This is a genomic window from Imperialibacter sp. (assembly GCF_048007035.1).
Lineage (GTDB): Bacteria > Bacteroidota > Bacteroidia > Cytophagales > Cyclobacteriaceae > Imperialibacter.
The window spans coordinates 764,472-783,363 of sequence record NZ_CP180355.1 but is presented as its reverse complement, the minus strand read 5'-3'; the positions used below and the strand labels follow the sequence as shown (position 1 = coordinate 783,363).

At 47.0% G+C, this 18,892-nt stretch carries 16 protein-coding genes; 11 read left to right on the top strand and 5 right to left on the bottom strand.

Going from position 1 to position 18,892, the window contains the following annotated elements; genetic code table 11:
* Positions 1-196 precede the first annotated feature (196 nt).
* The 5 genes from ACMVP2_RS03505 to ACMVP2_RS03485 all read left to right on the top strand — a co-directional run bounded on the left by ACMVP2_RS03505 (position 197) and on the right by ACMVP2_RS03485 (position 5,860).
* Positions 197-649 (top strand): GNAT family N-acetyltransferase, encoded by a 453-nt coding sequence (locus ACMVP2_RS03505; RefSeq protein WP_201568514.1) that lies wholly within the window; start codon positions 197-199, stop codon positions 647-649.
* A 6-nt stretch (positions 650-655) separates the two neighbouring features.
* Entirely contained in the window at positions 656-1,210 is a 555-nt protein-coding gene (locus ACMVP2_RS03500; protein WP_416866732.1) for a DUF2911 domain-containing protein, read from the top strand.
* 110 nt (positions 1,211-1,320) lie between these two features.
* Complete coding sequence (locus ACMVP2_RS03495; protein ID WP_416866731.1) at positions 1,321-3,744, top strand: ABC transporter permease; 2,424 nt, start codon at positions 1,321-1,323, stop codon at positions 3,742-3,744.
* 133 nt (positions 3,745-3,877) lie between these two features.
* Positions 3,878-5,260: an amidohydrolase family protein gene (locus tag ACMVP2_RS03490; RefSeq protein ID WP_416866730.1), complete on the top strand. Its 1,383-nt coding sequence runs from the start codon at positions 3,878-3,880 to the stop codon at positions 5,258-5,260.
* Positions 5,261-5,299: 39 nt separating this feature from the next.
* A complete protein-coding gene (locus ACMVP2_RS03485; RefSeq protein ID WP_339788710.1) occupies positions 5,300-5,860 on the top strand; it encodes a DUF3109 family protein in 561 nt (186 codons plus the stop codon).
* A gap of 9 nt (positions 5,861-5,869) precedes the next feature.
* On the opposite strand, the gene ACMVP2_RS03480 is transcribed toward ACMVP2_RS03485, so the two are convergent.
* From ACMVP2_RS03480 to ACMVP2_RS03465, 4 genes are all read right to left on the bottom strand, one after another.
* Positions 5,870-6,523 (bottom strand): hypothetical protein, encoded by a 654-nt coding sequence (locus ACMVP2_RS03480; protein ID WP_416866729.1) that lies wholly within the window; start codon positions 6,521-6,523, stop codon positions 5,870-5,872.
* A gap of 17 nt (positions 6,524-6,540) precedes the next feature.
* Positions 6,541-7,959, bottom strand: a complete 1,419-nt coding sequence (locus tag ACMVP2_RS03475; RefSeq protein ID WP_416866728.1) for a pyridoxal phosphate-dependent decarboxylase family protein — start codon at positions 7,957-7,959, stop codon at positions 6,541-6,543.
* A gap of 22 nt (positions 7,960-7,981) precedes the next feature.
* Positions 7,982-8,620 (bottom strand): hypothetical protein, encoded by a 639-nt coding sequence (locus ACMVP2_RS03470; protein ID WP_416866727.1) that lies wholly within the window; start codon positions 8,618-8,620, stop codon positions 7,982-7,984.
* 184 nt (positions 8,621-8,804) lie between these two features.
* Positions 8,805-9,635 (bottom strand): TrmH family RNA methyltransferase, encoded by an 831-nt coding sequence (locus tag ACMVP2_RS03465; RefSeq protein ID WP_416866726.1) that lies wholly within the window; start codon positions 9,633-9,635, stop codon positions 8,805-8,807.
* Positions 9,636-9,944: 309 nt separating this feature from the next.
* On the opposite strand from ACMVP2_RS03465, the gene ACMVP2_RS03460 reads away from it, so the two are divergent.
* The 3 genes from ACMVP2_RS03460 (at position 9,945) to ACMVP2_RS03450 (ending at position 12,711) form a co-directional block, all read left to right on the top strand.
* Positions 9,945-10,832, top strand: coding sequence for a class I SAM-dependent methyltransferase (locus ACMVP2_RS03460; RefSeq protein WP_416866725.1), 888 nt, complete (start codon positions 9,945-9,947; stop codon positions 10,830-10,832).
* 2 nt (positions 10,833-10,834) lie between these two features.
* Entirely contained in the window at positions 10,835-11,710 is an 876-nt protein-coding gene (locus ACMVP2_RS03455) for an RluA family pseudouridine synthase (RefSeq protein ID WP_317487664.1), read from the top strand.
* Between the two features lie 398 nt (positions 11,711-12,108).
* Positions 12,109-12,711 carry a hypothetical protein gene (locus tag ACMVP2_RS03450; RefSeq protein WP_339788690.1) on the top strand — a complete coding sequence of 201 codons (603 nt, stop codon included), beginning with the start codon at positions 12,109-12,111 and terminating at the stop codon, positions 12,709-12,711.
* A gap of 192 nt (positions 12,712-12,903) precedes the next feature.
* Here the strand turns inward: ACMVP2_RS03450 and ACMVP2_RS03445 are convergent, their stop codons facing one another.
* Positions 12,904-14,223 carry a DEAD/DEAH box helicase gene (locus ACMVP2_RS03445; protein WP_339788687.1) on the bottom strand — a complete coding sequence of 440 codons (1,320 nt, stop codon included), beginning with the start codon at positions 14,221-14,223 and terminating at the stop codon, positions 12,904-12,906.
* Between the two features lie 358 nt (positions 14,224-14,581).
* Here ACMVP2_RS03445 and galK point away from each other — a divergent pair, with 358 nt between their 5' ends.
* The 3 genes from galK to ACMVP2_RS03430 all read left to right on the top strand — a co-directional run bounded on the left by galK (position 14,582) and on the right by ACMVP2_RS03430 (position 18,861).
* Complete coding sequence (gene galK, locus ACMVP2_RS03440; protein ID WP_416866724.1) at positions 14,582-15,757, top strand: galactokinase; 1,176 nt, start codon at positions 14,582-14,584, stop codon at positions 15,755-15,757.
* Between the two features lie 111 nt (positions 15,758-15,868).
* Positions 15,869-16,195 (top strand): PadR family transcriptional regulator, encoded by a 327-nt coding sequence (locus ACMVP2_RS03435; protein WP_416866723.1) that lies wholly within the window; start codon positions 15,869-15,871, stop codon positions 16,193-16,195.
* A complete protein-coding gene (locus ACMVP2_RS03430; RefSeq protein WP_416866722.1) occupies positions 16,192-18,861 on the top strand; it encodes an ABC transporter permease in 2,670 nt (889 codons plus the stop codon). Before ACMVP2_RS03435 ends, ACMVP2_RS03430 begins: the two co-directional genes overlap by 4 nt.
* Positions 18,862-18,892: the final 31 nt, after the last annotated feature.

Genomic DNA, 18,892 nt, shown 5'->3' with positions numbered 1-18,892 from the left:
AGTTAACAAATGACGGGCTTCACATGCGAGTAAACTTTTGGAGGAATTTTGATATCTGGAAAATTAAGGAGCAGAAGGCGGTGAAGTCTGCGTCTGGCAGGAAGGCTAGTGCTGGAATGTTTTGATAATACGTCAAATACTGTCCGATTATTCTACTCGTTTATTAATTTGCCAGCCTCCTATCAAAGAACAGTGTATGAATTTGACTATCCGTGAGGCATCATTGGGAGATGCCAAGATTATTATCGACTTCCAGATAAAAATGGCCTGGGAAACAGAGAAATTGAACCTGGACAGGGCTGTGGTTGAAAAAGGCGTCATTTCTGTTTTCAACGACCCAAATAAGGGCACGTATTTTGTAGCTGAAGAGGAAGGTAAGATTGTTGCCTCATTGCTGATCACCTTTGAGTGGTCCGACTGGAGAAACAGCACCGTGTGGTGGATTCAGTCGGTGTTTGTGATAGAAGAGTCCCGGGGAAAAGGTGTTTTTAAAAAAATGTATCAGTTTCTCTCCGATAAAGTTAAAAGGATTCCTTCTCTGGCAGGTCTGAGATTGTATGTGGACAAAACCAACACATCGGCTCAGGGCGTGTACAGCAAACTTGGTATGAATGGCGACCATTACCAGTTGTACGAATGGTTAAAGTAGAAGGAAATGAAAAAGGTATTATTTGGACTGGGTTTGGCACTGCTGGTCTACGGTGGCTATACGGCTTACGAATTCTATAATTCACTGGGGCTGAGCCCAAGGGGGCAGGCAACCTACCAAACGCAGGACATTACCATTGATCTTGACTACGGCAGGCCCTACAAAAGGGGGAGAAAGGTTTTTGGTGGGCTGGTGTCATACGGCGAGTACTGGCGCACAGGAGCCAACGAAGCCACAGAAATTGAGTTTAGCAGAGATGTGGTTTTTGGTGGTAAGCCGGTAAAAAAAGGAAGATACAGACTCTACACTATTCCGGAATCTGCCCGCTGGACAATAGTACTCAACAGTGAATTAGCCCAGTGGGGTAAGTTCGAACCCAACTACGACCTGGATGTGCTGAGGGTGGAGGTGCCGGTGCTTAGCCCGAAAGAAGAAGTAGAACAGTTGACGATAGAGTTTCAACCTGATGAAAACGGAACCCAACTTCTTTTCAAATGGAACAGGACACTGACCAGGGTTCTGATCAAATGGGAGAACCCGCCAGCCAGTTCGCTCAAATGAACAACCTGTTCAATCCCTCAATTATTCATTTCAATACAATAGGTCTACTGGAAGGGTAACTGAAAGCGTAAAGTAATAGTCTAAAGCTCATAACTTAAAAAAGGACTATTATGCTTAAGAACTACCTCAAGATTGCTCTAAGGAGTATGGCTCGCCAAAAGCTGTTCAGCTTTGTTAATATCGCCGGATTGTCATTGGCGATGTCGGTTTCGTTGCTGCTTATCACCATCATTTACAATCAGTACAACTACGACAGGTTTCATGCTGGCGCTGATCGTATTTACAGGATAGAGAGCTTTAACCCCAATGCGCCCCGTATTTTCGCAGGAACTGCCAGCAGCCCGTTGCCGTTCAAAAAAGCGATGGTTGATCAGTATGCCTATTTTGAGACATACACAAATATGCGATTTGATCTCGGCCGGGAGGTGCAAACGGACGAAAAGATACTGGATTTAAAGAGTCTTCTTGTTGATGACGAGTTTTTTGATGTCTTCTCTTTCCCTATGATCGAAGGCAACAAGGAAACGGCACTCAATGAGCCTTTTTCTGTGGTGTTGACGACTGAGACTGCCGAGAAATTTTTTGGTGAAAAAGATACCTATCTCGGACTGATACTTGACTACACGGGCGTTGGTCCCTTCAAAATCACTGGTGTTCTTGATATGGAGGGAATAAAAACGCACATGAAATTTGATGCGCTTGCTTCAATGAGCACACTCAACTCGATGTCTGAGGGTGGCCCATTTGAAGATAAAAAGAATGATAACTGGCAGAACTTGTGGGTAGGCTACAATTATTTTAAGCTAAACCCTGGTGTAGACCCCAACCAGGTAGCGGCAACCGTAGCCAGCCTCGCTGAAGAAAACATTGAATGGGCTGAGGACAGACAGCCTTACACATTTGGCGTGGCCCCGGTGACAAAAATTGCCATGGGCAATATGTATGGTAACGAACTGGGGTTTTACATTCCCAGCATTGTGCTGGCGTTCTTTGGGTTTCTTGCCCTTGTGGTAATGGTGACTGCCCTGTTCAACTACACCAATTTGTCGCTGGCAAAATCACTGACCCGGGCTCGGGAGATTGGTATTCGCAAAGTGTCGGGCGCCACCCGGCGTCAGGTGATTCATCAGTTTGTCATCGAATCCGTCATCATGGCTATGCTGTCACTTATTCTTTCAGTGGGTATTCTTAAAGTGATGATCCCCGCCTTCAATGGACTGGAGATATTTACTCTGGCAGAACTGAGTGTTGATTTCTCCTACGGCGCTTTTCCTTACTTTATCGCATTTAGTATACTGGTCGGACTTTTTGCGGGTGTTTTTCCTGCTCTTTTCCTTTCAAAGTTTAGCCCCATTCAGGCATTGAAGGGCTATCATGGGGTTTCGGGCGGTGCAGGTAAGAGGGGATTCATGTCTAACTTCTCTTTCAAAAAAGTGCTCATGATCGTTCAGTTTGGCCTATCCATTTTTATGATCATCTCCATCCTTGTGATGAGGGAGCAAACCAGCCTGATGGTCAACTCTGAGTACGGATTCGATGAGGAGAACTTGCTTGTGGTGGAATTGCAGGGCAGCAAACCGGAGATAGTGGCAGCTGAGCTTAGTAAGAATCCGGCTGTAACTGCCTACACTTTTTCGTCCCACAACCCTGCCATTGGCCGTTCGCATGGTGCCGATTTTCAAAGAGATATGGAGGGCGAGCGATTCGGGCTCAATCACTTCTCTGTCGACGATAATTATATTTCCACTTTCGGGATTACGCTTTTGGCAGGACGAGACTATGCGCCTGGGGACGGCGAAGGCACAGAGAAATTCATCATCCTTAATGAAACCGCTGTAAAAACGGTCGGCTTTGAAACACCCCATGAGGCTATCGGTCAGGAGATTATTTTGGATAAAGAAAACCGGGTGCAGATAATTGGCGTGGTGAAAGACTACCATTTTGAGCCGTTGATGAAATCCATAGAGCCGATGGCCCTGCGGTTTATGCCGGACAGTTATGAGAACATTAACCTTAAAATTAGTTCTGCCAATGTGCCATCGGTGATAAGTGACCTACAGGAAGCGTGGAAGTCGATAGACAGCAAAAGAGACTTGAAATACAGCTTTTTGGATCAGGAAATGGATCATTTTTACTTTTTCCTGGGGGACATCACGGCAATCGTAACTGCTGTCTCACTCTTCGCCATCTTTATTTCCTGCCTTGGGTTGTTGGGCATGGTGAGCTTCCAGCTTCAAACAAAAGTGAAGGAGATTGGCATCAAAAAAGTGCTTGGTGCCACCACTCAATACCTCATCATGTCACTCACCCGCCAGTTTTCCATGGTAATTGTCATTTCGGTGGTGGTGTTTGTGCCCATTGCAGTGCTGGTCAGCGATTTGTGGCTGAACCTGATGGCGACCAGAGTGTCGATTGGGTTTGGCGTGATAGCGATGGCTTTGCTGATCGTTGGTTGTCTTGGCCTGGTTACTATTGTTTCACAGGTGATAAAGGCAGCTACGGCTAACCCGATGAATGCGCTTCGAAATGAATAAATTTTCTTAAGCATAGCGATAAAGCTCTGACCGTTGGTCAGGGCTTTTTTTAGCTCCAACCCATAGCCCGTACTTTCAATCAATAGTTTCATTAAATTGTGCTACTTACTCAGTGGACTAACCAGGCATTTATATGAAACCTTTGAAATTCACCTTTCTGTTTTTGTTTGTTGTTATCATTTCAGGCTGCGTTAGCGACCCTGATGTGGGCGACGGCTATGATTTTGCGATTACCAATGCTAACATCATTACCATGACTTCTGATAAGGTGGTAACCGGGCAGGTTGTGTACGTGAAAGATGGTGTGATTCAAAAAATAGTGAATGAAAAGCATTTCATGCCTAGCCAGGCGGCCACAATTATAGATGCGAAAGAAGCCTATCTGGTGCCGGGGCTTACCGAGATGCATGCGCACATACCTCAGCCAGGCCCGGCCCCCGATAAAACGCTTGAAACGCTCTTCCTTTATCTTTCTCAGGGCGTTACCACCATCAGAGGCATGCTTGGCCACCCCGAGCATTTGAAGCTCAGGGAACAGGTGATGGCGGGGGAAATACTCGGGCCCAGGATTTTCACTTCAGGCCCCTCTTTCAATGGGAACAGTGTGCCCACCGGAGCGTCGGCTGTGAAGCTGGTCAAAGAACAGAAGGAGATGGGTTACGATTTTATGAAGCTGCACCCCGGCATTAAGTTGGCGGTTTTTGATTCAATGGTGACGGCAGCCAAAGAGGTTGGGCAGACATACAGCGGCCACGTGTCAGTGTTTGTTGGCATACGCCATGCGCTGGAGGCGGGGTATGGTACAGTGGATCATGTCGACGGCTATGTGGAAGGCTTGGTGCCCGACACGCTTGGATTGGATCCGGAAAGCAATGGTTTCTTTGGTGTCGATTGGGTGCCGTATGCAGACATGGGCCTCCTGGATGAACTGATTCAGAAGACATTGGACAACAAGGTGGCAATAGTGCCTACTCAGTCATTGTTTGACCGTTGGATATCAACCAAATCGGCTGACGTATTGCTGGCCGAACCGGAAATGATTTATATGTCGCAGCAGACCAGGGCCAACTGGAAAAGGTCAAAAGAAAGCTTTTTGAGCGGCCCAACTTTTAGCGCAGCCAATGCCAACAGGCTTAATGAGATCAGGAAAGTAATGATCAAAAAGATGCACGAGGCTGGCGTGCCCATTATTCTGGGATCTGATGCGCCGCAGGTATTTAACGTGCCCGGATTCTCGGCTCACCACGAGCTCAAGTCGATGATCGACTGCGGGTTGACTCCTTACGAAGCTTTGAAAGCAGGCACGGTTAATAGTGCGGTGTTTTTCAATCAAAAAGGAAAGTTTGGTGAAGTAAGTGAAGGTGCTTCGGCCGACCTGGTGCTGGTGAAGGCTAATCCGTTGGACGACATAGCCAATATGAAGAAAATTCAGTGGGTGATGGTGAGAGGTAAACTGCTGGACAGGCAGTTTATCGACGGCGAGCTGGCCAAGATTGCTGCTTTGTATGAGGAATAGGTTTTTTGGTTTGTTGTAAATTAGCCTCAACTTTGTGCCATGATATTGGTAGAAAACGCCGTCATCTCTGACGACATCAAAGAGCAGTTGTTTGTATGTGACCTTACCAAGTGCAAAGGCGCTTGCTGCGTAGAAGGCGACCTGGGGGCTCCTTTAGAGGAAGACGAACTTCAGCAAATTGATAGCATTTTGGAAGAAGTGAAGCCTTTTATGTCCGATGCTGGGGTGAAGGCCATTGAGAAAAGTGGGGCTTACCTGCTCGACGAGGAGGGTGACTTTTCCACCACCACTATCAATAATAAGGAATGTGCCTTCGCCATCTATGACGAAAGAGGCATTTTAAAATGCGCCATTGAGCAAGCCTGGCTGGCAGGAAAAACAAAGTGGAGAAAGCCCATCTCTTGCCATTTGTACCCAATCAGGATATCGAAGTACGACAACTACGACGCCCTCAACTACCACCGCTGGCAAATATGCGCTCCCGCTTGTGATCATGGGAAGGAGCTGGGTGTGCCTGTCTACAAGTTCTTAAAAGAGGCGCTGATCCGCAAATACGGAGAGGCCTGGTATCAGCAGCTGGTGGAAGAAATCGAAGGCTGAGGGCTTCAATTAGAAGTAAATAGGTACCAATAATGAAACCTGGTGAGACAGTACATTATCGCCACCCGTGACGCCTCCCAATTGTGAAATGTTATCCAGGTAGTCAGTGGCTGTGTTAAGCAGGGTGAATTTGTAGCTTACGCCGAAGTTGTTTTTAAACCGATAGGCTGTTCCGATGCTGGTAGGCAGAAGCAAAGCAATATTGCCTGCCGACTCATTAGCGGCCCGGGTGTTTGTTTGGTTGGCCAGGCTGACTCCCTGCTCATCCTTGGCATTATACCTCATCAAACCGATTCCCTGGCCCAGGAATACCCTGAGGCGGCTCCTCAGATAAACGTTCCAGTGAAGCTGGTAGTAAGCTGCTACAAAGGAATTGCTGAAATAGGTATTGGGCTGTCTGCCACTTTCAGGGCTGACGTTGAAAACTGGATTAAGGTCTTGTCCGGTAACATTACCTATGATAAGATTCACGCTGCCATTCCATTTCTTCTGAGTCTTAAACTGCAAGCTCGTGTACAGCCCACCCGTCCATTTGCTGTATTTGTCCCCCAGGTCTCCTTTGTATGCCTGCGTATTGAACCCAACCGACAGCCATTTCAGCGTGTCCTGAGCGACCGCTCTGTTGAAAGACATCAGCAGAAAAAGGAGAAAAATGATGCGCATGCAACGAAGATAATAGTTTAAAGCGACTTGGCGGCATCAGTTATCCATGCCCACACTTCGTCGACATGCCTTTGCTCCAGCCTGGTGTTGCCGAGCACCATTCTGATGCAGTAAATGCCCTTCACTTTGGTGTGGGAGAGAAAGACTTTCCCGGAAGTGTTCAGGGTTTTTATCAGCTGCTCATTCAGTTGATTGAGCTTTTCTAAGTTATTTTCATTGGCTGGCTGAAAACGGAAGACCACTACATTCAATGATCGTGGCAGAATGAGCTCAAAATCTGAGTGGCTCACCACTTTAGCCTCGAAGTCTTCAGCGCAGGACATGTGTCCTCTCAGGGTCTTTTGCAGTCCATCGATGCCAAAGGAGCGAATGACAAACCACAGTTTCAAAGCCCTGAAACGGCGGCCCAGTTGCACACCCCAATCCCTGTAGTCGTTCACCTGTCCACGGGTGGCGGTTTTGAGGTATTCGGGCAGGATCTCAAAAGTGCGAATAAGCGCTTCCTTGTCCTTCACAAAATAAGCCGTGCAGTCGAAGTGCGTAAACATCCATTTGTGCGGATTGAACACAAAGCTGTCGGCCAACTCCTGACCTTCCATCATCCAGCGGCACTCTGGCAGCAGCAGCGCTGTGCCTGCATAAGCAGCGTCGACATGCAGCCAAACATTGTATTTACTGCAAACAGCGCCAATCGCCTTCAAAGGGTCGACGGCGACAGTGCTGGTGGTGCCGATAGCAGCCACCACTGCCAACGGCGTGTACCCTGCCTGTATATCCTTTTTTATAGCCGCTTCCAGTTCGTCAGGCTTCATCGCCAGCAGGTTGTCTACAGGCACCTTTACCACATTTTTCTTTCCTATGCCAGCGACTTTGGCACCCTTCTCTATAGAGGAGTGGGTTTCGCTGGAACAGTATACCCGGTACTTTTCTGACCCATTGAAGCCTTCGTCGTTCACCCGGAAGCCGCTCTGTTTTTCCCTGGCCGTGAGAAGCGCCACGAGGGTCGCCGTGGAGGCGGTATCCTGAATGACTCCGTGCCATGTAGCGGGCAATGCCATCATTTCTTTGAGCCAGTTCATTACCATCTCCTCCAGCTCTGCTGCTGCTGGTGATGTCTCCCAAATCATGCATTGGGCACCCAGTGTGGTGGTTAGCATTTCTGCTAGAATGGAGGGGTAGCTTCCGTTGGCAGGGAAATAGGCGTGAAAATGAGGATGCTGCCAATGCGTAACCCCGGGCATAATGATGCTTTGGAAATCTTTAAAGAGGCTGTCAAAGCTTTCGCCTTGAAGAGGAGAGGAAGCCGGTAGCTGTTTGATAATGTCGCCAGGCTTTATGGCGGGTTTTACGGGATATTCCTCAATGTTTTCGAGAAAATCTGCCATCCAGTCGACGAGGCGGTGGGCTTCCACTCTAAAGGTTTCTGGTGTCATCATACACAACACTAATCGGGTCTTTTCAATATAATTTCAAGGAGGCGTAGAATTCCATCAATTTTATGAAGTCAGCTGAGTCATTTAGTTGAACATGTTCTTCTTTCATAAAGGACTTTATCTCAGGTTTTTTATCTGAAGTAAGTTTGAAAAACTCTTTTTTGGTCATTTCATGTAACCTGGCAGTGGTCATATCAATGAAGTATCTTTCATAACCCTTGATAACGTTTTTCTGAGTTATCACAGCATTGGCATTGAAGCCGTAGCCTGGCTTCAGTCCAGTTGTTTTCCTCCCAACCAGTGAAATGAATTGCGTTTCGTGAAGTATCTCCATGAAAATTTCATTTGTCATCTCTGTCATCTCGCTGTAGACTGGGAAGGATTGGAACTTGCGATAGACATTACGCTCTTCATCATAAAAGCTAAAGGATGAGACCTTGCTGGGGCCAGCCGTGTAGTTGACTCCTTCGTAGCTGAATTGCAGCAGGCCTTCTATGGTAAGCGGGTTATACGCAAAGTCGCATTCGATCACGTCTCCGGAGGCCATTACGATAGTTCCAAAGTACCAATCCTCTAATTTTTCATTGAGCCTTTCAGCATTTTGAGACCAGGCACCATGTGCTGTTACCAAAAGAGCGGCGAAAAAAAACATTCTGTTTTTCATTTCATGCAAACTTCATTATTGGAGTTCAAAGTAATAGAATTCGATTGTAAGCATGGCTAATTTTATGGATTGATTTCGGTTTGGTTGCCACTTTCAGTGTTGACCTGGCGCTGTTTTTCATACAGATTCGCAGAAGAAAGTGGTTCCAAAAACCCGGTCTGAAGGCGGGGCTGCTTAGCAGTACTTAGCCAAAATCACGTTGACGAAGCGCCTCGTAGATGAGAATGGCGGCCGCATTCGAAACGTTCATAGAGTCGATTTTGCCTTTCATTGGTATAATCACCTGCTGATTAGCCTCTTGTAGCCAAAAATCGGAGAGGCCGGTAGCTTCCGTGCCCAGCAGCAAGGCCGAAGGCTTTTTATAATCAAATGTGTGATAGGGCATGGCTTTGTCGGTCAAAGCTGCCGCATACGTGGTGATGCCGTGGCTTGCAAACCAATCTTTTGCATCCTGGTTGCTTGCCGATGCAACCGGTACGGTGAAAAGGCAACCTACGCTTGACCTCACTACGTTGGGGTTGAAAAAATCGGTATTAGGATCGCACACGATTACCCCGCTGAGCCCGGCGGCATCGGCCGTCCGAAGCATCGCTCCAATGTTGCCAGGCTTTTCCACATTTTCCAGTACCAGATAAAGGGGGTTGTCTTTTTTGGGTAAATCAGCAAGGCTAAGCGACCTGGTGGCAGCGACAGCGATTACCCCGCCCGTACTTTCTCTGTAGGCAACTTTTGAGAAAACGAGGTTGCTCAGGTGGTAGGTAGTAGAATGCTCGAAGGAGATAGGGTAATGGGGATCTGCCTGGTACAGGTTCGGGTTGAGGTAGATCTCCTGTAGTTCGTAGCCACTTTGCTGAGCGAGCGAAATCTCACGGACTCCTTCAATAACGAACGCTTGCTGTTCCTTGCGCTCCCTGGGCTTCTGAAGGGCGATCAGGTTTTTAATGTGTTGGTTCTGTGGACTTGATATTTCAAGAATCATGGAAAGCAAAAGTACAGGGTATTGTGCAAAGTTCATCTCACGGCAACAACTAAATCGCCAGGTGGGCTGCATTGCGTAATGTGAAACAGGGCAAACGCATTTAAAACAAAAAGGAGTCAAATTTTTTTCAAAGCTGTTTTTTTACCTCGTTCCACGTCGGCGACCCTTAAGGGTGAAACAGCTTTGAAATTCGCCTTTCCCTTTAGGGCTACCGACGTGGAACGGGGTAAAAAGAAGAATTTCGAAGCCAAATGGTTTTAAATGCGTTTGCCCTGAATGTGAAACGAGAAGGCGTCCAATTCCAACAATTCCGTTACTTTTGCACCTTACTTCCAGGTGCTACCTATGCAGCTTCTTTTTCCCCGACATTGGCAAGACTACGAACTGATCGATTCTGGCGACTTTCAGAAGCTGGAGCGGTTTGGAAAGTATACGCTCATCCGGCCCGAGCCTCAGGCTATTTGGAAAAAGAAGTTGTCGGACGACGAATGGAAAAAGCAGGCATCTGCGGTATTTGTGCGGGACTCGGCGAAGGCGAGGAAGAGCAGCAGAGAAGATGAAGGCTGGACGTATTCACAGAAGCTCAATCATCGCTGGCCTTTAAAGTACCTGTATAAAGACATGCAGCTCACCATGTCGCTGCAGTTTACCTCTTTCGGGCATGTGGGCGTTTTTCCGGAGCAGGCCGAGAATTGGGACTTCATATACGATACGGTGAAAGCGTGGCCTGAGCCGGGAAAGGTGCTGAACCTGTTTGCCTACACCGGCGGCTCCTCTTTGGCAGCCAGGGCTGCGGGCAGCGAAGTAACACACGTAGATGCAGTCAAGAACATGATCACCTGGTCCAATGACAATCAGCAAGCCAGTGGTTTGAAAGACATCAGGTGGGTAGTGGAAGACGCCCTGAAGTTTGTGAAAAGGGAAGTGAAGCGGGGCAAACAATACAACGGCATTATACTCGACCCACCCGCCTATGGCAGAGGTCCCGATGGTGAGAAATGGGTGATTGAAGAGAGTTTGACAGAGCTGATGGAGCTGTGCGGCCAACTGTTGGCACCCCGACAAGCGTTTCTTGTCCTTAATATGTACAGCATGGGGCTTTCGGCATTGGTCTCAGCCAACCTGGTTGAGTCATTCTTTCAGCCAGATAATATGCAGTTCGGGGAGTTCTACCTGCCGTCCACGTCAGGGCAAAGGCTGCCTTTGGGAACGTTTTTAAGATTCACACGATAATTATGAAGCATTTAGCGAAAAGAGACGGCACCATCCTGGAAATATTGGGTGACGCCTACGCAGGCACTTCCACAACCAAGCTGCGCAAAATGCTCAAGTTTGCCAACGTGACGCTCGACGGGGAGCAGGTTCGGATGGCCGATACACCCGTCAAAACCGGTCAGCTTGTTAATATTGAAAAGCAGGAGAAGCCCTCTCTTAACGTGAAGGCACCGTTTCGTGTTATTTGGCAGGATCAGTATATCATTGTTTGCGACAAGCCGGTGGGCCTCATCACTGCCGGCGAAGGCATCACACGGCGGCCTACGATGCACAAGCTGGTAGACGACTATGTAAAGGACGCTACCAAAGGTGCGCAGAGCGCCTTCCCTGTGCACAGGCTCGATAAAGAAGTAAGCGGCCTGGTTGTTTTTGCAAAAAGCGAAGAGATACAGGAAAAATTGAAAGCCAACTGGCATCAGTTTTCTAAAAAATACATAGCCATCACTGAAAAGGAGCCCAATCCCAAAAAAGGCACCATTAGCACGTTGTTGGAAGAAAGAGGCTTGAAGATGTTTGTGGCCACCACGCCCGGACCCAATACCAAGGAAGCAGTTACCTATTATACTTATAAGGAGAGGATAGGGAGATATCACATGGTAGAAGTAGAGCTGGCTACGGGCAAGAAAAACCAAATACGGGTACACCTCGGTCATATTGGCTGCCCCATAGTAGGCGACTACAAATATGGAGCGAGTAATGCTTTCAAAAGGCAGATTCGATTAATGGCCACCCAGCTTTACATAAAACACCCGATAACAGGCAAAGATTTGGCTTTCAAAATAGAGCCATCTACGATTTTCACACACCCAAAGGAGAAAAGTGAGGACTATAGATAGGTAATCCGTCCTGCCAATTCCTTCCTCCATTTCTTTTGTTCCGATCTTTTGATTTCGCCTTGTCAGAACGAAATTCCCACCGCAAGCGATTCCGGGATTTATGCAATCAGTTTCGAGATGCTTAAACCAGAATAATATTCTGCTAATAGGCTATTATTTGAAATAAATCGGAATAAACTACATGGAGAAAAATATTTTATGTAAAAATTATAAAAATCAGACGTTTGCATTAGCGTAACTGCCAGCGCAAACGGTTACGAAAAAGTGATATTTTAATGAATTCGTAAAATTTCATATATTAACCATATATTCATTTAAGATTAATGCCATTTATTTGAACAAAATCATAACTATTACGTCTTTTGATATATAATTGATAAGCTCAAAAACGAAAAGTTATGAAAAAGACAAAGAACTTTATTGCTGTACTCCTAGTAGCTATGGGTACTTCTAGTGTTGCATTTGCCGGAGGAGACTCACTTAAGGCTTCATCTGCTGTGAAGGTGATCTCTTACAATAAGAACGACTCTTACAAACTTATATATAAGAGTGAAGGCAAGCAGAATGTAACGGTTAACGTTTTGGATGAAAAAGGCGTGTCTGTTCACAAGGGATCAGTTAGAGTGGCTGACGGTTTTGCTCAAAACTTCGACCTTTCAAACGTTCCTTCAGGATATTACACTTTTGAAGTGGTTTCAAAAGGAGAGAAAGTGGCTCAAACTGTACACCACGTTTCCGAAGTTGACAAGTTGGGTCAGCAAGTGGCGCTTAGCCCTAATGCCGATACTAAGAAAATGGTACTTAGATCAAGTGCATCAGTGAGCTCGCCTCTTTCAGTGGCTATCTATGGTGGTCAGGATGAACTTTTGTTCACTGAGGACGTGAAATCAGCTGATTTCTTCACAAGAGTGTACGACTTAAGCCAAATCAAAGGAGCGGGTGTTCGTTTCACTGTATCATACAATAACACTGTAGTTAAAGACCAAAAATTCGATTTTTAAGCACAAAGCAGACTGTAAATTATACTGAAAACATTCATTAATCCGCTTATCAATCTGGCTAGCCGCTCTTTCAAAGGGCGGCTAGTTTTTTTTTGCACTTTCACTTACAACGGTTTGATTGACGCAATTCCCGATAAGTATAGACATGAAAAAAGGGCCGAAGCCCTTTTTTAAAATACATTCTATCAATTCTTAATACCTCGAAAACCGTGAAGGCATCGCAGTGGATTGCGAAGAATCCCGCTGCGGCCTGTCCGAAGATCTGTTCCCGTTATTGTTTGGCCTTCCGTTGTTGTTCCACTTCTTTTTGAACGACGCCGAGTTGCCGCTGGAACCAGACTTGGGTCTTGATGAATAGACTTCGCTGGACGTAGGTACAGGCGTTGCATTCACAAATGGGTGCTCGTCAATTACCGGAATGGTCTTTCCTATCAGCTTTTGGATGTCCTTCAAATAAGGTCTCTCTTCTCTCTCGCAAAAGGAAATTGCTTTTCCATCAGCTCCCGCACGTCCCGTTCTTCCGATTCTGTGCACGTAAGTCTCAGGAATATTAGGCAGCTCATAGTTGAATACATGAGTCAGCTCATCGATATCGATACCTCTGGCGGCGATGTCGGTAGCTACTAACACCCTTGTTTTACGGGTTTTGAAGTTAGCGAGGGCACGCTGACGTGCGTTCTGCGACTTGTTGCCGTGAATGGCTTCGGCAGTAATTCCTTCTTTGTTAAGGTCTTTCACTACTCTGTCGGCACCATGTTTTGTTCTGGTGAAAACCAGGGCGGTTTCAATGCTCTTATTTTCCAGGATATGGTTAAGCAGGTGCTTCTTGTCTCTTTTCTCCACATAGAACAGCGATTGCTCTATTTTTTCGGCTGTTGAAGACACAGGCGTAACCTCTACTTTCACCGGATTTGTAAGAAGGCTGTCAGACAGCTTTACAATTTCGGGCGGCATAGTGGCCGAGAAGAAAAGCGTTTGTCTTTTAGCAGGGATTTTGGCGATCACTTTCTTTACATCGTGTACAAATCCCATGTCGAGCATGCGGTCCGCTTCGTCCAATACGAAAAACTGGATGCTGTCGAGGCGAACAAAACCCTGGTTCATCAAGTCAAGCAAACGACCCGGAGTAGCAATAAGAACGTCAACACCCCTGCGGAGGGCATTGGTTTGCGCATTTTGCGACACGCCACCAAATATTACTGTATGGCTGATTCTGGTATACTTGCCATAGGCGGCAAAGCTTTCGTCAATCTGTATTGCCAATTCCCTCGTTGGAGTAAGAATAAGCGCTTTGATACCTCTTTGTTCGGTTCTGGCAGTGTAAATGTTCTGTAAAATGGGAATAGCAAAGGCAGCGGTTTTTCCTGTGCCTGTTTGTGCGCAGCCCAGTAAGTCTCTACCTTCAAGAAGATGTGGGATGGCTTGGGCCTGAATAGGCGTAGGCGTAACATAGCCTTCAGCCTTCAGGGCTTTCTGAATGGGCTCAACAAGCCCTAGATTTTCAAATGTCATTAATGTTTTTTGTTTAAATATGGCTGATAACGAGCCGGGAAGGGTCACAATCAGCAGTCTGTCCTTAAAAGATCCTTGGTTGAATGGCAGACATCGACTTGAAGCGTGCGGCAGGCTGAGTATGTGAAATAATTGGCCTGTCAACTGAGAACCTGGCGCAAAGGTACGTTAAATAGTTGACAATAGCTCCTCGGTGCTCGTTATTAATAAATAATGAGTGGCAATTGTATTCTCCAAAACTTCAATTTCAACCGTCGTGTATTCGAAATAATAAACTGCTTGTATATTTGAACACTTTTAAAGAAGAAGCACTATCGGGGCAATGTTGGTTCCGGCTGATTAAATCTAAACGACGGTAATGTTTGAGGAACTTGATTATAAAGCATTAATATCAAGAACATTCACAGAGCTTTACGGCTCAAGTCCAGCCATTCTTGTGCGGGCACCTGGCCGGATCAACCTGATCGGCGAGCACACCGACTACAATAATGGCTTTGTGTTTCCTGCAGCCATCAACAGGGAGATTATTTTTGCTATGTCGCCTTCAACCAGGCCCGAAACTTCCCTTTTCGCTCTGAACATTAACAAGGGAGCGCTGGTCAACCACAAAAAGCTGGTGCCGAAGTCCAATCCGGCGTGGACTAACTTTTTTAGCGGCGTAGTGGCGGGGTTGCAGCAGCGTGGTTTCGATGTGCCGGCCGTTAACTGCGTGTTTGGCGGCGACATCCCGAATGGGGCTGGCCTGTCTTCATCAGCAGCCCTTGAGGTTGGTTTTGGAACGGCCCTGACGCAATTGTTTGGGCTGTCTGTCGAGCCCTGGGATGTTATTAATATAGCTCAAAAGGCTGAACACGAATATGTCGGAGTCAAATGTGGCATCATGGACATGTTCGCCAGCAAAATGGGAAAGAAAGACCATGCCATGTTGCTCGATTGTCGTGATCTTACATTCGACTATTATCCGCTTCAACTTGAAGAACACAGCCTTTTGCTTATCGATACACGGGTGAAGCACTCTCTGGCCAGCTCTGAGTACAATACGAGGCGACTTGAGTGTGAGTTGGGAGTTACGGTTCTTAAAAAGCATAAACCTGAGGCAAACTCCCTTAGAGACTTTAATTCGTTTGAGGTAGAAGAACTGGCTGATGAGCTCCCGGAGAATGTCTTCCGCAGGTGCAGGTTTGTGACTGGAGAAATACAACGTACGCAGGCTGCTGCCCTTGACTTAAAAAAGGGCGATTTGCGGGCGTTCGGAAAAAAAATGAATGATACGCACCGTGGGCTCTCGTCCGACTACGAGGTAAGCTGCCGGGAACTGGACTTTCTCGCAGCTGAAGCGGCCAGGTTTCCCGACGAAATACTGGGCGCAAGGATGATGGGAGGGGGATTTGGTGGATGCACCATCAACATCGTAAAAAAGGAGTTTGAAGAGGAATTCAAGCGCCACGTCGACCTCTCATTTACCAAACAATTCCATGCAGCACCTTCCTTCTACGACATTTCAATAGAAGCTGGGGCATCAGTGATTTCCTGACTCGTTTGATGACTTTATCGCCTGTCCGGTGTTAACAAATGTTAATTTGTTGTACAAAAAACAATTAAGTTATTAATTTGTATCTTTGTACAATAAATAAATTGTGCAGTCATGAAAAGAGAATCATTAGGCGAACTGGAGGAGCTTGTGCTTTTGACCGTGGGCTCATTGGCAGGGCAGGCCTACGCTGTAACTATCCTTGAGGAGATTGCCGATCATGCTGGTAGAAAGCCCGATGTTACCGCCATACACTCAGTGCTCCGACGGCTGGAGGCCAAGGGATTTGTCACATCGTCGATGGGCGGCGCCACTGCCGACAGGGGAGGAAGAAGAAAACGCTTTTTTACGCTAACAGTAGCCGGCCGCAAAGTGATCGATGAAACGATGCTGGTAAGAATGGGCCTTTATAAAAAGTTGCTAACGATTCAGAGCTCATGAGTTCCAATCCTCCAAGGTGGGCTGATCGGTTTCTGGAGTGGTATTGCCACCCCGACCTTCTGGAAGACCTGCAGGGCGACCTGTATGAGGTGTATCAAAAGCGCCGGCTTGAGAGCGGAAAGCGAGCCGCTGATTTGACATACGTGTGGCTCGTGATTCGATCGCTCAGGATTTCGGCCATAGGAAAATCGAAAAGACTCAAAAACTCAATATTTATGATGACAGCTAACAATTTCAAAATCGCTTTTAGGGTGCTGGCAAGGGACAAAGTCAACACAGCTATCAACCTGGTAGGCCTTACAATTGGCATTGCCTGCTTTCTGCTGATGGGGCTCTACGTAAAGCAAGAGCTAAGCTTCGACCATTTTCACTCAAAAAAGGATCGGATTTATCGAAGTTGGGTCAAAGAAGATTATGGGGAGGGGAAGATATTTTTTAACGCTGTTACTCCGCTCAGGTTTGAAGATTTGTTTGAGCAAAACTTTCCGGAAGTAGAAGCTGCAGTGCGAATAACTCAGGAAAACCATCTGGTGGGGAGAGGGGAGAACCGTATCGACGAGCAGGTGGCGGTCATAAGCCCTGATTTTTTCAAGGTTTTCGACTTTGAAGTAGTAGCGGGGAATAGGGAGGCACCATTTCAGGAGTTGAGAAGCGTGATTATCTCCGAGTCTTATGCCAAAAAGTATTTTGGCGACGACGACCCGATGGGGAAGGTGCTGAGCCTGCAAATCGCTGAAAACATAGAGGACTTTAAAGTGTCGGCGGTGATAGCCGATATGCCGCATGCCTCCAGCATACGATTCGATATTGCTGTATCGGCGGAGAACAGCAGAAGGTTTTATGGAGAAGGTGCTATGAATGCCTGGTTCAGTGTGCTCGCCGAAACATATGTGCTGATCAGAGAAAACGCTGATGTGCAAAACGTAAACGACAAGATGCAGGACGTGGTGATGGGGTACCTGAGCGAGGAAGTAGAAAGAGGGCAGTACAATATTGGTTTGCAGCCGCTCACTGATATTCACCTCAATCCCGATGTGCCGGCTGGTTTTGCTCCGGTGAGCAATCCTCAATATGTGTACATACTTGGTGCTATCGGTTTACTGGTACTCATTATTGCCTGCATTAACTATGCAACGCTGTCTATTGGGCAATCTTTGCGCAGAGCCCGTGAGGTGGGCATGCGAAAAGTGCTGGGTGCCGGACAAAGCACGCTGGTTGTGCAATACCTGAGCGAAAGCCTTTTGCTAGCTTTAATTGCCATGGCTGTCGGTACGGTTCTCACAATACTGCTTGTTCCAACATTTAACGCATTAACGGGAACCCAAATATTTTACACGTTCAAGTGGTGGCATCTGCTCGCTTACCTGGGTGTTGGGCTGGCCATAGGCGTCGCTGCCGGAATTTACCCGGCCTTTGTGCTATCGGGTTTTCGCATAGTGTCTATTTTGAGGGGGGGAAGCCAGGGCGGTGGAAGGCACGTGGCCCGAAAAGGCATGCTGGTGTTTCAATTTCTCGTTACAGTTTTTCTCATCAGCACCACACTGATCATGAGAAAGCAGGTAAGCTTCATGCAAGAGAAAGACCTTGGATTCACTTACAAATCTGCTGTTTCGGTTACACTTCAGCCGGATCCGGCTGCGCAGCGCCTTACTCAGTTGATAGCTTCGGGCATGGAAAATGGCAAGCTTCTGAAGGCGGCATTGCAAAAACACCCCGATGTTACCGACATTGGCATGGCCACCCACGTGTTTGGCTCGAATGGATGGACGCAGCTTGCTTACACCGACGACAAGAATGTGTTCAGACGCTTTGCCTTCCTGAATGTTGACGCTAATTACCTGAGGTCATTTGGGATAAAGGTAAAAGAGGGCAGGGATTTTGAAGAGGGAAATGGCCTCGATGAACGCCAGTCAATTATCGTTAATCAGGCGGCGGCCGACTACTTTGGGCTCGAAAACCCGATTGGCGACAAACTGCCAGGCAAAGAGTTTGGTGAACACCGGATCATTGGTGTGACTGATAATTTCAACTTCACTTCCCTTCATTCCCAGGTGGAGCCACTCGTGATAGCAGAAAACGCCATGCCCATTTTGCAGGGAATCTCCGACTTTAATGTGGGAGATTCGCCGGTTCCCAAGTTGGTGTTTACTTACACTGGACCGAACCTGGCGGACGTGCAAAACATCCTTGACAAGGAGTGGGAGGCAATTTTCCCAAATGAAGCTCTGGATTTCAGCTTCGTTGATCAAAAAATACAACAGCAATATGAAAATGAAGCAAGGCTCAACAAGCTGATTACCGTAGCAACAATCCTTTCTATAGTGATTGCAATTTTAGGCCTGCTTGGTCTTATGGTGCTGGTGGTGAACAGCCGCATCAAGGAAATTGGCATTCGGAAGGTGATGGGAGCTACTCCAATTACAATTTTTGCATTGCTTTCTAAAAGCTTTATTTCTCAGCTGCTTGTCGCTATTGTGTTGTCGGTGCCGCTTACCCTTTGGCTGATGAGCAAGTGGTTGGCAAACTTTGCTTATCGGACCGAAATTGGCGTCGGTCTGTTCGTTGTTAGCGGAATGGCCGCACTTTTGGTGGCTGCGCTGGTCATTGTCTATCACACTTTGCGGGCCTCACGTATCAACCCCGTTGAAAGCCTGAGGGTGGAATAGCTGAAATTGAAATATGCTGGCTTTAGCGAAT